We start from the raw sequence: 13,625 nt of genomic DNA, 5'->3' as shown, positions 1-13,625 counted from the left end.
TAAATAATTGTTTATATTAATTCAATATCTGCTTCTAAAGGAGTTATTCCTGTTAGTTCCTTACTTCTGCCATCAGGTTGTGCTATTCCAACAAATAATTTAAATTTTTTACTGTCAAGGATTCTATCCCCTTCATCATTTACAACTTCAAAAGCTCTTTTATTTATTGTCATTTTTACAACTTTACTTTCGCCTTCATTTAAAGCAACTCTCTTAAATGCTGATAAACTATGATTGTCAACTGCATATTTTGATTCAAGATCCTTTATATAACATTGTAGAACTTCTTCAATGTCAAAATTTCCAACATTAGAAATTTTAATACTTACTTCTACACCTTCAAAATCTTTACTAATATCTGATACAGATAAATCTGACAATTGCACCTTAGAATAAGTTAATCCAAAACCAAATGGATATAAACTTTCATTTTTCATGTAACGATAAGTTCTATTCTTCATAGAATAATCAGTGAATTCTGGTAATTCCTCAGTAGTTTTATAAAAAGTTACAGGCAGTTTGCCACTTGGTGAGCATTTTCCAAATATTAAATCTGCTATTGCTCTTCCTCCAAAACTTCCTGGATACCATGCATTTAAAATTGCTGCACAATTTTCTTCTTGCCCTTGCAACGTTAATGCACTTCCAGCACCAAGAACTACTATTACAGGCTTACCTGTAGCAATTACTTTTTCAAGTAACTCCTGTTGTTTACCTGGTAAATTTAAATTTAATTTATCACCAGCTCCATCACTATTACCTGCATCTCCTTGTTCGCCTTCAATTGAAGAATCTAAACCTAGGCAAAGAATAACGACATCACTGTGTTCTGCTACAGTCACAGCTTCAGCCATTCTATCATCTGGCTCAGCTAAATCTTGAACTCTATCTTTATATAAGTGACATCCTTCAGAATAAAAGATTCTTATATTCTCTGAATCTACAGCTTCATGTATTCCTTCTAGAACTGTGATATACTTAGAAGCTGTTCCAAAATAATTTCCCTTTAGCATTAATTCACTATCTGCATTTGGCCCAATAATTCCAATTGATTTTAATTTTGATTTATCTAATGGAAGTAATCCATTGTTTCTAAGCATTACAATAGACTTTCGTGAAGCCATTAATGAAACTTCGTGATGTTCTTTACAGTCATTCATTGTATAAGGTATTTTGTTAAATTCACATTCTTCATCGAACATACCTAATCTAATCCTAGTTGCCATCAATCTTTCAGCTGCTCTTGTTATATCTTCTTCTGTTACTAAACCTTCCTTATATGCTAATAACATTTGAAGATATACATTTCCACAGTTTAGATCACAACCATTTTTTATTGCTAGGGCAGCTGATTCAGTAGCAGTACTTGTTACACCATGGTATAAATGGAAATCTGCAATAGCCCAGCAATCAGATACTACATGTCCTTTAAATTGCCATTTTCCTCTTAAGATATCCTTTAATAAAAGCGAACTTCCACAACAAGGCTCATCATTAGTACGATTATATGCACCCATTACAGCCTCAACATCAGCTTCTTTTACACAAGCTTCAAAAGCTGGTAGATAAGTTTCATATAAATCCTTTTTACTTACAACTGCATTAAATTCATGTCTTAAACCTTCTGGTCCACTATGCACTGCAAAATGTTTAGCACAAGCTGCTATTTTTAAATATTTTCCATCACCTTGTAAACCTTTAACAAAAGCAACTCCTAATCTTGAAGTTAAATAAGGATCCTCTCCATAAGTTTCATGACCTCTTCCCCATCTCGGATCTCTGAATATGTTTACATTTGGAGACCAAAAAGTTAAGCCCTTATATATATCTTTATCTTCTTTCTTTGAATTTTCATTGTACTTTGCACGACCTTCTGTTGCAATAATCCCTGCAATTTTTTCTAAAAGCGCATCATCAAATATAGCAGCTAATCCAATTGCTTGAGGAAATACTGTTGCTGTACCTGCTCTAGCCACGCCATGAAGCCCTTCATTCCACCAATTATATCTTGATATATTTAAATGTTTTATAGCTGGGGCCTTATACGTTAATTGCTCAGCTCTTTCTTGTAACGTCATTTTAGAGACTAATTCTTTTGCCTTTTCTAATGCATATTCATGAGTTATTCTTTCAGTAAATTGCATATGATTCCCTCCAAACTATAATTATTCCTAAATTTACATTTTAATTAATTATAACTAACCTTATGTTGACCTAACAAGAAATTACTTATATAATTATAGACATAATTTATCCTTTTGGAGGCTTATTATGTTAAAATATGAAGCATATCATTTTGGTGAAGACACTCTTTTTTCAAATTACTATCCAATAAGTCTTAATTATCAAATTCATCTACATCGCAGTTTTGAGTTTATTTTTGTAAAGGATGGCAATATAGAAGTTTTTGTTAACAATAAAAATTTCACTCTAAAGAAAAATAACTGTATGCTGATTTTACCATATGAAATTCATTCCCTTTCAACCAAAGATTACTCTGAATTATGCATTTGTGTATTTTCTCCAAAATATATCAAAACATTTGAAAATATAGCATATGGTAAATATCTCGAAAATCCTGTGTTTAATCTATCCAATGCCTCCCAATCATTAATACTAGATAGAATTTTCAATGATAATGCTAACCTACTTCAAATGAAGTCATGTCTGTACTTAATATGCTCCGAAGTTATGGAACATACACAATTACTTATAAGTGAAAAAAATGATTACGAATTAATTCATAAAGTTCTAAATTATATTCAAAATAATTTTACCAAGGATATTTCCTTAAAAAGTATTGCTGATGAATTTAATTATAGCTATAATTATCTTTCTAAATACTTGAATAAAGTTTTAGGAATCTCCTTTGTAGATTTTATTAATCAAAATCGAATTAGCTATGCTTCATATCTATTAACAAATAGTGACGATACAATTACTGATATAGCTTATAAATGTGGCTATTCAAGTATACGTTCATTTAATAGAAATTTCTTTAGCATTACAAATACCACTCCTAAAAATTATAGAAATTCCAAACTAAGTTTTACATAAATTCTAGATTTTTTATTCTTTAGGAATTTATAATAAAGTTAAATCTGTGGATAACTTATTGAAAAGGCCAATTAAATAGGTTTTGTGTGTCAAAAAGAATAAAAAATAAATCTTATTCGCCTGCATAAAATGTTCTCATATGCAGCATAGCTGCCATTTCTAAGGTGCAGATTTTTCTCACATACGTTCGAAAAGGCAGATGCGTAAAATAACATACATAAGTAGCTAACAATACTATAAATTCTGCTAACTTAAATGTCCCATGAAAATCAAGTTTTGATTTTCATGGGTTTCATTATTAATGTGACAATTTATAATAAAACTTAAATTTTTTTATTTTAAACGTGGGATTACCTATTTCCATTACGTCTAAATATATGAAAATAAAATTCACGGAGGATTTTTATATGAGAAAAATAGGTACAACCACTTCTGCTATATGTTTTATACTTCTTGGTATTTGGATTATGATTAATTCCAACAATCCAGATTTAGGGAAAAAAATCATAAAATTTTGGCCAATAGTAATTATTTTAATAGGCATAGAAATTTTGTATTACACTTTAGTAAAAAAAGAAAATGAAAGAATAAGAATCAGTGGTCTTGTTTTTGTTATAATAATAGTTTCATTTTTAGCCAATATATCTACAGACATTTTTAACAATATAAAACAAAATAATGTTTCATTTGATTTTAATAGAAGTTTCTTTGACAATGTCTTTGAAAGTAAAAATTTACAATCAATTGATAAAAAAATTACTTTAGAGCCTATTGGTAACAAATTAAATTTTGAAACATTAAATGGTAAACTTAATATAGAAAAAGCTGCCGACAATAAAATAACTATAGATACTGAATTATTTATAAAACAAAACAGAACTTTGAATGATTATGAATTGAATCCTATAAATGATTCAAATGGGTATACTATAAAAATTATAGATGATAATATAGATTCAATTAAAGCCACAATCTATTTGCCCGAAGGATATGATGCATCTATAAAAGGTTCTAACCTTAATGTATATAGTGATAGTGCTTTAAAGCTTACAACTTTAAATTTAACTGCTGATAACGGAAAATATGATTTACAAGGTGATATTCCAAATTCATCCCTAAAATTAGAAAATGGTAAGATAGATTTAAACAATAATTTATGTAAAAACATTGATATTTCTATGAATAATGGTTCGATATCTTTAGATACAAAGGATAAAAATTTATCAGTCAATACAGATATAAATCATGGTACTTGCAAAATAAATGATGAAAAAAGAGTTAACTCTGGAATTTCTAAAAAGCTAGGTACTGGTGAAGACATAATAAAAGCTAAATTAAATAATGGAACTATTAAAATAAATAGTGGAGAGTGAAAAAATGGAGGAGCAAGAATTCATTAAAAAACTTAAAACAAAAGATGAAAATGCTTTTATTTACATGGTAGATCTTTATAAAAAAAGAATTCTCTCCTTATGTTGTTCCTATACTACTGATTACTATGAGGCAGAAGATTTGTCTCAAGAAGTTTTTATAAGTGTATTTAATAATATTGATAAATTTAGAGAAGATTGTTCCTTTTCCACTTATTTATATAAAATTACAACTTCTAAGTGTATAGATTATACAAGAAAGAGAAGTATTAAAAATTTTTTAACCGGCCTCTTTACCTTTTCTAAAGAATCCGAGCAGGATATAGATGAGCAAAATTTTATACGGCAAAGTATTCAATCTCTACCACTAAATTTAAAAACACCTCTTGTACTATATTATTATATTGGATTAACTCAAAAGGAAATTGCAAATGTATTAAATTTACCTTTAAAAACAGTTGAGGGAAGAATTTATAGAGCTAAAAATAAATTAAAAAATATTATTGAAACGGAGGTTCACTTTTATGCAAAACAGAAGAGATGATCTTGATAGTATAATTATTAATTCTTTTGAAAATGTTCATGTGCCTGATGATTATAATGAAAAACTAATGAAAAAACTTCATAAAAAGCAGCTTCCTAATTCTAAGAGAAATACCCTAATCCCTTCCTATGCTTTAATAGCTGCTGGTTTATTTAGTATTTTTATTAATATTACTAGTATTCAAGTACACATTACAAAATTCGAATCTCGCTTCCTTGATAAAGCTATAGTTACTGAACTTAACCAACATTCTATTATTAATTTTATCAAACAATTAGGAGAGTGAAAATATGAACAATAGAAATAGTTTTCTTACATTTATAACCGCCTGCATCCCTGGTGTTGGATATATGTATCATGGATTAATAAAAAAAGGAGTCCAGGTTCTATTCTTATATATGCTTATTGGCCCAATTTTATCTTTTATTGGACTTGGTTTCTTGTCTCATTTAATTAAAATTTGTATATGGTTTTATACCTTCTTTGATACCTTTTCTATTTCAAATAAAATCAAACGTGGAGAATATGTTCCTGATTCTGAATTCATTTTTAAGAACTATGTTAACACAGAAAATCTCTACAACGAAAATCCTTCATGGAATGAACGAATTAACAAACAAGGTTGGGTAACTTTGGGATCTTTTTTAATTATTCTTGGGGCCTTATCTATCTTAAATCAAATTTTTATCGATAATGATATTTATAAATATATTCGATCTTACGCATCACAATACTTCATTCCTATAGCATTGATTATTATAGGTATCTCGATTTTATTTAAGAAAAGAGACTAATGTTACGTCTTTTAATATTAACGCTATTGGTATAGATCTTATATATAAAAATAATTTCTAAAGGAATTTACAATAAAATTAACATATATAAAAAAGCTTCACAAAATTTTGTGAAGCTTTTTTATATATGTTAATTAACTCTTTTTAAACATTGACTTCACTGCACGTTTCACAACATCAAAAAAACTTAACGAAGAAACCATGTGCTCTGGATCAACATAATTTCGAATAGTACGAAGTACCTTTTTTGCATCTTTAGATGAAAAAGTATATGTACCATTTTTCTTCGTTCTAATTGCATATCGGGGAATCCACTTTCCCTTAAACATTACGGATGCTATGACATAGTCAACCTCTTCCCAAGGAATTTGAATAAATTTACGAAAATCACGAGAATTATAAAATTCAAAACCGTTGTCACCAATCATTATCTTTCCATAATCTGCAAGGCCTGTAAAAGCTGTTGCTTCAATCACTAGGTCTACTTTTGTATTGATTGATTGAACCATCTAATCTACCTCCTTTCTAATTATACAGATATCTATTTTAATTATATATAAATTTCAATCAACATTGTACTATCTCTATATTTTCATACTTCATTTTTCTAACTTTCTCTGCAAAATTTTCCTCATCACCTGACAATTGATAGTTGAACTTTGATAATTATAGCATATATATTTTATTTACACCTCTTTTAATTATTCCAAAGCATATTAAACTTAACTACTTTATTATGTTAAGAAAAGCCCAGGCTAAAAGCCTAGGCTAAGTGAAAAATGTTACATTAAACCGATCAAGTGGAATACTATACCAATTGCAAATAATCCAAGAATGATAACAATTGGAGATACTTTCTTCTTAAGTAACCACATACAAAGTAATGTAATTAATAATCCTACAAGACCAGGAATTAATGAATCTAAGTTATTTTGCAATGTTGTAACCTTAGTATCAGTTAATGACATACCAGATCCTTGTTGTAATAGAGCTTGCTTTATACCTTCTGCTCCTTGAGGAAGTTTGCTCCAATCAATGAAAGCACCTTCACTTAACTTAACAGATGATACTACTGGAGCAAATTTAACAGATACCCATCTGTTAACTAATGATCCTAAAATGAACATACCAAGGATAGATGATCCTTTTGTAATATCTTGAAGCATATTACCTGATAAGTCATCACTAATACGAGATCCAGCTTTGAAACCAAACTCTTGTGTGTACCATGTAAATGCCATACGAATGATATTCCAAGCAAGGAAAAAGATAATTGGTCCAAGAATGTTACCACTTAAAGCAAGTGAAGCACCTAATGCTCCTAAAATAGGTCTTACAGTAAACCAGAAAACTGGATCTCCGATACCAGCTAAAGGTCCCATCATACCAACCTTTACACCTTGAATAGTTACATCATCAATTGCCATACCATTTGCACGTTCTTCTTCTAATGCTAATGTTACACCTATAATTGGTGAAGCTACATATGGATGAGTATTAAAGAACTCTAAGTGACGTTCTAATGCAGCTGCTCTATCTTCTTTACTCTTATATAATCTTTTGATTGCTGGGATCATTGCAAATGCCCAACCACCATTTTGCATTCTTTCATAGTTCCAAGAACCTTGAAGGAAAAATGAACGGAACCAAACAGAAATACGATCTCTTTTACTTAATTTTAATTCTTTTGACATTTTCGTTTCCTCTCCCTTCTTAGTATCTATCGATAAGATCCCCTAAAGGATCACCAGTATTTGAACTTCCACCATTACTTGAACCACCTTGTTTGCTAAGTGCTAAGTAAATAAGAGCTATAGCAACACCGATAGCACCAAGTCCTATAAGTGTGATTTGTGAAATAGTTGCTAATACAAAACCAATTGCAAAGAATGGCCATACTTCTTTTGTAGCCATCATATTTATTACCATTGCATAACCAACAGCTACAACCATTCCACCACCAACAGCTAAACCACCTGTTAACCAAGCAGGCATTGCAGCAAGTAATGTACTGATTGGGCCAGCACCAATTGCTAAAATCAATCCTGCTGGAATTGCAATACGTACACCTTGTAAACAAATAGCAGCAACTTGCCACATTTCAATAGCTTTGATATTTCCTTCTTTAGCAGCAGCATCCATAAAATGAACAAATGCTGTAGCTATTGTACGACAAATAATTGTTAATAATAACCCTGCAACTGCTAGAGGAACAGCAATAGCTATTGCTGAAGCAACTCCTGCTTCGCCTTGACCTCCAAGAACTAAAATAATTGCAGATGCAACAGATGCAAGCGCTGCATCTGGTGCTACGGCAGCACCAATGTTTGCCCAACCTAAGGCCATCATTTGAAGACTACCACCTAATATTAAACATGGTACTAAATGCCCTGTAACTAAGCCGATTAACGTACAAGCAACTAATGGTTGATGAAATTGGAATTCATCTAAGATACCTTCTACACCAGCTAAAAATGCTATAAAAATGACTAATATAATTTGAACTATATTTAAAGTCATGGTTATGAATCCTCCTTTTTTATCTAATTAACTAGATTATTTTAATTTATTTAATTCTTCTTGTGCTCTTTTAAGTATTTCGTCCATATTTCCTTTTGAGTCATTTGGTACTTTACGAACATCAAAATTAAGTCCAGATTGTTTTAACTTATTGAATGTATCAATGTCTCCTTGGTTGAACGCAAGAACCTTGCTTGGTTGAACCTTTCCTATAGAGTGAGCCATTGAACCAACATTGATTGTCTTTAGTGGTATTCCACCTTCTACTGCTCTAAGAACATCTTGTGGATTTTCAAAAAGAAGCATTGCACGTTGACCACCAAAATGCTTATCATCCTTTGCAAGTTTAATCATATGATCAACTGGAACAACATGTGCTTTAACTCCTGGAGGAGAAGCTTGTGTTATTAAATTCTTACGAAGCTCATCTTTTGCTACTGCATCTGAAACTACAATAATTCTTGTAGGATTTACAGTTTTTGTCCAAGCAGTTGCAACTTGACCATGAAGCAAACGAGAATCAATACGAGCTAAAACATATTCAAACGATCCTGGTGCACCTGCATTAGATTGCCCTGCTCCAGCTCCATTAGATTTAGCAGTATCTGCTGGTTCTAATTCTTCTGGTTTAACTTTAACTCCTTCTTTACCTGAATTTAAGATAAACGCTGCAATTTCATGTGCAGATTCCATTGAAAGACGTGCACCATAAGCTTCAATAAGCATTGGTAAATTCATACCAGCTACAATTGCCCATTTATCTTTATGTTCTTCAAATAGAGCATTTGCTTGATTGAATGGTGTACCACCCCAAAGATCAACTAAGAATAAAACCTCATCTTGGTTGTCAAAGGATGCAATTGCTTCTTTCAATTTTGCTCTAAGATCATCAGGTCCTTCACTAGGCATCAACGTAACAGCTTTTACGTTTTCTTGTTCTCCAAAAATCATTTTACCAGATTGCATGATACCTTCAGCGAATTCGCCATGACTAGCAAGAATAATTCCTACCATTTTTTTACCTCCTATTTTTTATTTGTTACAAAAACAAAAGGCATGAGCATTAGAAATAAAATAAAACAATATATGTAAGCTTTTCATCACACTACTTGTACTCCAAATTAGATCATAAAATATATGATAATACCGTATAAAACCATACAAATTATGTGATGTGCCAAACAAATATTAAATTATTTTATTACCTATGCTCATGCCTGATCGAATCAGTAACACGCTAGATATTTTTATTTCAATATAGCCCATTTAGATCCCTTTATTAAAGGTTTCCCTTATGACTACCTTTACATACTAACACGTTTTTCTCTATTGCGCAATATATTTTTAATTTTTTTTAATCTTATATTAATCTTTGAATAAACAATATCCATAATATCTGATTTACTACAGATATTATGGATAAATATATGTTTTAGTATAATCTACAAGGAACTCATATTATATAGAAATCAGATCCTTAACATCAGAGTCAATATATAATACATAGTTTTCTTCAATATTTTTATATTTTATTTTAGCTGTCTTTTGTTCCATATCGTAGTACCAGCCTTCTTCACTTGCTTCCCATTCTTTTTTATCTAGGAACATTTTAAGTTTTTTATTTTCTAGTCTTACTTGCATTGGTGCTATATCTTTACAGAATGCATTTACTAACATTTCACTAACTGTTGTTTTATAATTACCTTCTTTGTCAAAGACAACCTTTATTCCAGCTTCATTGTTAATGCTTATAGTTGTCTTTAAATATTCTCCATTCTTATAATTGTTTGTAGTACCATCATCTTCATACAATACAAAACTTGATTCTTGTGATGGCTCTATTAAAATATTAAGCTTATCCATTGAATCTTTATGAATATTCATTAACTCTTCACATATTGGAACAATTGCACCACTTCTAAAGAACATTGGAATTGATCCAAGTGTAACTTCAACTTCAATTGTTTGGCCTCCTTGATAAGCTTGTTTTGTATACCAATCAAACCAAGTTGCTCCTTCTGGTAAATATACCTTTCTAGTTTTTGCACCTTTTTCAAGAACATTAGCAACTAAAATTGAATTTCCAATCATAAAATCAAAACTTTCTTCAAGCAATTTTTTATCCTGTGGGAATTCATATATTAAAGGTCGCATAACTGGTGCTCCTTCTGTAGCTGCCTCAAATAATAGTGAGTAGTAGTAAGGAACTAATTTATATCTTAATTGTATAGCATTTCTTATATACTTAGTATAAGATGGACACATCCAAGGTTCAGTAACTGTATTATCATTGTTACAAGAATGAATTGAAAATCTTGGTTGGAATATTCCATTTTGAACCCATCTTACAAATAATTCTGGTTCAGGTACTGGTCCAAAGAATCCTCCTATATCACAACCTTGATTTGCTACACCTGAAAGCCCTAATCCTAATATTACAGGAATATTAAATTTCAAACTCTTCCAGCTTGTATTATTGTCTCCAGCCCAAGTTTGTGCATAACGCTGAATTCCAGCAAATCCTGCTCTATTTGTTATATATGGTCTTGTATTTGGATAAACTTCTTCCACAGTTTCTTTTGCCATAAGTGCCATTAAGTTTGGCATTATTGGCCTTAATCCACTTACTTCTTTCTTCATACCCTCAAAATGGCAAACAGCTTCTGTATTATTTATTTCATATTCGTTATTATCATTCCATATAGATGTTATTCCAAGAGAAACTAGCGATTCTTTTAGATGCTTTTTCCACAATTCTCTTCCTTTAGGATTAGTGAAATCTACAAAAGAAGCTTGACCTCCCCAATATCTATCAGTTTGTGAGTTTTCTTCTTTTTCATCCTTTATATAAGCGCCTGCTTCATCAAATTCTTTGTATAAAGGATGAGAAATTAGCATACCTGGTTTTATATTAGGTGCTAGAGCTGCCCCTTTTTCCTTTAACTTGCTTACAAACTCCCCTGGATTTTTAAATCTATCATGGTTCCAATTGAATACATATCTTTTCCCATCTTCACCAGTTGTATATCCTGATGACATAAAGAAACCATCACAAGGAATCCCTTCTTCTTTACATCTATCTATGAATTGCAAAATAGCTTTATCTGAATCTTCCTCAAGCTCTGTGTAGTACATAGTTGACCCCATATATCCTAAGGAATACTTTGTTGGCATTGCTGTTTTTCCTGTTAAATCTGTGTAATTCTTTACTACATCTTTTATTTGTGGTCCATTTATGAAAAATGTATCTAATTCACCGCCATCAGCACAAAAATAACTATATTTATTCCAGTATCCACTTCTCTCACATCCCATATCGAAGGTAGAATCATAAGAATTATTATAGAATATTCCACTTGCTAGATTATTTTTACTATTAAGCTTTATGTAAAAAGGAATATGCTTATAAAGTGGATCTGTGCATTCTGAATCATAACCTATAGTATCCACATTATGCATTCTCATTCTTCTTCTTTTCTTATTTAAATATCCAGCTTTTTCCCCAAATCCATAAAAATAATCTTCATCCTCCAAACATGAGTAATGATATAATCTTCCTAATGTATCCTTAACATATGCCTTTTCTTTTAAATCTGAATGTAATACATTTCCTTGCTTATCAGTAATTTCTATACCAAATGGCTCTTTATAAATATTTACATTAATATTTTTTGTTGCTAATACAATATAATTTCCTAAATCCTCATATTTAGTACTAATTGCTTTAACTCTTGTTCTTTCATTTTTTAATAACTCATCCATCTTATCTTCCCATGCTGTCATAACTAAAGCATATGAAGCTTCATCTTTAAACTCTTCATCAAAAGTGCAGCGAATCCTCACTATATCATCATTTAAGAGTATAATTCTATATTTGGCTGCGTTTGTAGCAATTTCTAGATAATCCTCAAAATTATCTAATCTTATTATTTTATTACTTATCATCATAATATTATCCTCCTCAATTATATCTATATATACAATCAGTCATCTATATAGGCCTTTTTCTAAAAAAGCTTATATTTACTGTATTATTCCCTTTAATTATTTAGCAATAACAGAATTCATAAAATCTATAATTCCATTTTCAACTTCATCCATAATATCAGTGTAATATTGTATTTCGTGACTATATCCTGAATAAACTTTTGTTTTAACCTTATGTCCTGTTTCTGCAAGCCAGTTTGATACTGCATAAACGCCTTCTCCATACTGTCCAACTGGATCTTGATCTCCAGCAATGTTGTAAACTGGAATTTCTTTTGGTACTTTCTCTGCCCACTTAGTTCCAACTATATCATTCATCATATTAACGAAGTAATATAGTGAACGTATATTAGGTGGCATTAATAAGTCACTATATATATCTCTTGCATGATCTTCATTTACGGCTTGTTCACCACATGCCCAGTTATTTGCAGTAACTGGATTTTCTTGATATCGTTCAGATTTCCACATCCACCCCATAAGTTGTTCTAGGCAGGCTGGATCAACTTCTTCACCTTTCCCATCATCTATTAGTTGCTTAAAAATAGGCATAACTGTGCTTGCTGACTTAAATACTCCTGAAGTTCCACATACAATTAGACCATCAATTCCTTCTCCATAAGTAGCAGCATAGCATCTAGCAATCATTGATCCCATACTATGACCAAACATGAAATAAGGTAATCCTGGATTCTTTTCTTGAACAATTTGACGAAGAGTATGCTCATCTTCTACCATTGTAATATATCCTTTATCTCCCCAGTCACTCCAATTATTCGAAACATAAGCTGTTTTTCCATGTCCAACATGATCATCAGCTGCAACTATAAAACCTGCTTCATTTAATTTTAATATCATATGTATATATCTACGCGAATGTTCATGATAACCATGTAAAAGCTGAATTATTCCTATCGGTTTTTTAATTGGATTATAAATCCAAGCTTGCACTTTATCTTTTTTGTTAAATGATTCAAAACTTATTTCTTGAAATGCCATAATAAATCTCCTTACTTATATAAATTCTAAAACTATCTTTTCAATTATAGATATCCCAATTAATAATCAAACTTATAAATGGAATATATATACTCTCTTGAGAAATTAAAATTACTAAACTACTCTAGAAATATGATACATTTTTTCTGGAGCAGACATGTGAAATTGAGCTGATGAAGGTTATTAATGGGGGCTTGTTTCATTTTAAGCTTGTCCAAAAGTGAATGTCCAAAAAGTGAATGTCCAAATTTTATATTTGGAAACATGAACTTTCTCCTTGGAGATTTTACATCTGGAACACGCTTGAATGACGACTAGCCCACATTTAGAACCTTTCAGCGAAGATTTCACTAG

Annotated in this window: 12 protein-coding genes; 5 read left to right on the top strand and 7 right to left on the bottom strand. The window is 30.7% G+C overall.

What is annotated here, in order from left to right; translation table 11 throughout:
* Positions 1-11: 11 nt before the first annotated feature.
* Positions 12-2,144 carry a glycoside hydrolase family 3 C-terminal domain-containing protein gene (locus tag L3B98_RS04515; protein ID WP_238915772.1) on the bottom strand — a complete coding sequence of 711 codons (2,133 nt, stop codon included), beginning with the start codon at positions 2,142-2,144 and terminating at the stop codon, positions 12-14.
* Between the two features lie 127 nt (positions 2,145-2,271).
* Between L3B98_RS04515 and L3B98_RS04510 the strand changes: the two genes are divergently transcribed.
* The 5 genes from L3B98_RS04510 to L3B98_RS04490 all read left to right on the top strand — a co-directional run bounded on the left by L3B98_RS04510 (position 2,272) and on the right by L3B98_RS04490 (position 5,765).
* Entirely contained in the window at positions 2,272-3,057 is a 786-nt protein-coding gene (locus L3B98_RS04510) for an AraC family transcriptional regulator (protein WP_015394935.1), read from the top strand.
* A 407-nt stretch (positions 3,058-3,464) separates the two neighbouring features.
* Positions 3,465-4,430 carry a hypothetical protein gene (locus L3B98_RS04505; protein WP_238915771.1) on the top strand — a complete coding sequence of 322 codons (966 nt, stop codon included), beginning with the start codon at positions 3,465-3,467 and terminating at the stop codon, positions 4,428-4,430.
* Between the two features lie 4 nt (positions 4,431-4,434).
* Positions 4,435-4,971 (top strand): RNA polymerase sigma factor, encoded by a 537-nt coding sequence (locus L3B98_RS04500; protein WP_015394937.1) that lies wholly within the window; start codon positions 4,435-4,437, stop codon positions 4,969-4,971.
* Complete coding sequence (locus L3B98_RS04495) at positions 4,952-5,257, top strand: hypothetical protein (protein ID WP_238915770.1); 306 nt, start codon at positions 4,952-4,954, stop codon at positions 5,255-5,257. Before L3B98_RS04500 ends, L3B98_RS04495 begins: the two co-directional genes overlap by 20 nt.
* A gap of 4 nt (positions 5,258-5,261) precedes the next feature.
* Positions 5,262-5,765: a hypothetical protein gene (locus tag L3B98_RS04490; RefSeq protein ID WP_238915769.1), complete on the top strand. Its 504-nt coding sequence runs from the start codon at positions 5,262-5,264 to the stop codon at positions 5,763-5,765.
* 134 nt (positions 5,766-5,899) lie between these two features.
* Here the strand turns inward: L3B98_RS04490 and L3B98_RS04485 are convergent, their stop codons facing one another.
* From L3B98_RS04485 to L3B98_RS04460, 6 genes are all read right to left on the bottom strand, one after another.
* Positions 5,900-6,274 carry a DUF956 family protein gene (locus tag L3B98_RS04485; protein WP_015394940.1) on the bottom strand — a complete coding sequence of 125 codons (375 nt, stop codon included), beginning with the start codon at positions 6,272-6,274 and terminating at the stop codon, positions 5,900-5,902.
* Positions 6,275-6,547: 273 nt separating this feature from the next.
* The gene (locus tag L3B98_RS04480) at positions 6,548-7,459 is read right to left on the bottom strand and encodes a PTS system mannose/fructose/sorbose family transporter subunit IID (RefSeq protein WP_015394941.1); all 912 of its coding nucleotides are present in this window, start codon (positions 7,457-7,459) and stop codon (positions 6,548-6,550) included.
* A gap of 19 nt (positions 7,460-7,478) precedes the next feature.
* Complete coding sequence (locus L3B98_RS04475) at positions 7,479-8,285, bottom strand: PTS mannose/fructose/sorbose transporter subunit IIC (RefSeq protein ID WP_015394942.1); 807 nt, start codon at positions 8,283-8,285, stop codon at positions 7,479-7,481.
* 36 nt (positions 8,286-8,321) lie between these two features.
* Positions 8,322-9,299, bottom strand: a complete 978-nt coding sequence (locus L3B98_RS04470) for a mannose/fructose/sorbose PTS transporter subunit IIA (RefSeq protein ID WP_015394943.1) — start codon at positions 9,297-9,299, stop codon at positions 8,322-8,324.
* 444 nt (positions 9,300-9,743) lie between these two features.
* Positions 9,744-12,233 (bottom strand): TIM-barrel domain-containing protein, encoded by a 2,490-nt coding sequence (locus tag L3B98_RS04465; RefSeq protein WP_077366070.1) that lies wholly within the window; start codon positions 12,231-12,233, stop codon positions 9,744-9,746.
* Positions 12,234-12,329: 96 nt separating this feature from the next.
* Entirely contained in the window at positions 12,330-13,271 is a 942-nt protein-coding gene (locus L3B98_RS04460; protein ID WP_077366071.1) for an alpha/beta fold hydrolase, read from the bottom strand.
* Positions 13,272-13,625 lie beyond the last annotated feature (354 nt).

It is taken from the genome of Clostridium sp. YIM B02555 (assembly GCF_022320955.1).
In the GTDB taxonomy this organism is placed as follows: Bacteria; Bacillota; Clostridia; order Clostridiales; family Clostridiaceae; genus Clostridium; species Clostridium saccharoperbutylacetonicum.
The sequence above is the reverse complement of the archived record's forward strand: the minus strand, read 5'-3'. Positions and strand labels throughout refer to the sequence as shown.

Excerpts from the sequence above, each read along its gene's own strand:
- L3B98_RS04515 (WP_238915772.1), bottom strand. The coding sequence starts at position 2,144 with ATGCAATTTACTGAAAGAATAACTCATGAATATGCATTAGAAAAGGCA.
- L3B98_RS04510 (WP_015394935.1), top strand. The coding sequence starts at position 2,272 with ATGTTAAAATATGAAGCATATCATTTTGGTGAAGACACTCTTTTTTCA.
- L3B98_RS04505 (WP_238915771.1), top strand. The coding sequence starts at position 3,465 with ATGAGAAAAATAGGTACAACCACTTCTGCTATATGTTTTATACTTCTT.
- L3B98_RS04500 (WP_015394937.1), top strand. The coding sequence starts at position 4,435 with ATGGAGGAGCAAGAATTCATTAAAAAACTTAAAACAAAAGATGAAAAT.
- L3B98_RS04495 (WP_238915770.1), top strand. The coding sequence starts at position 4,952 with ATGCAAAACAGAAGAGATGATCTTGATAGTATAATTATTAATTCTTTT.
- L3B98_RS04490 (WP_238915769.1), top strand. The coding sequence starts at position 5,262 with ATGAACAATAGAAATAGTTTTCTTACATTTATAACCGCCTGCATCCCT.
- L3B98_RS04485 (WP_015394940.1), bottom strand. The coding sequence starts at position 6,274 with ATGGTTCAATCAATCAATACAAAAGTAGACCTAGTGATTGAAGCAACA.
- L3B98_RS04480 (WP_015394941.1), bottom strand. The coding sequence starts at position 7,459 with ATGTCAAAAGAATTAAAATTAAGTAAAAGAGATCGTATTTCTGTTTGG.
- L3B98_RS04475 (WP_015394942.1), bottom strand. The coding sequence starts at position 8,285 with ATGACTTTAAATATAGTTCAAATTATATTAGTCATTTTTATAGCATTT.
- L3B98_RS04470 (WP_015394943.1), bottom strand. The coding sequence starts at position 9,299 with ATGGTAGGAATTATTCTTGCTAGTCATGGCGAATTCGCTGAAGGTATC.
- L3B98_RS04465 (WP_077366070.1), bottom strand. The coding sequence starts at position 12,233 with ATGATGATAAGTAATAAAATAATAAGATTAGATAATTTTGAGGATTAT.
- L3B98_RS04460 (WP_077366071.1), bottom strand. The coding sequence starts at position 13,271 with ATGGCATTTCAAGAAATAAGTTTTGAATCATTTAACAAAAAAGATAAA.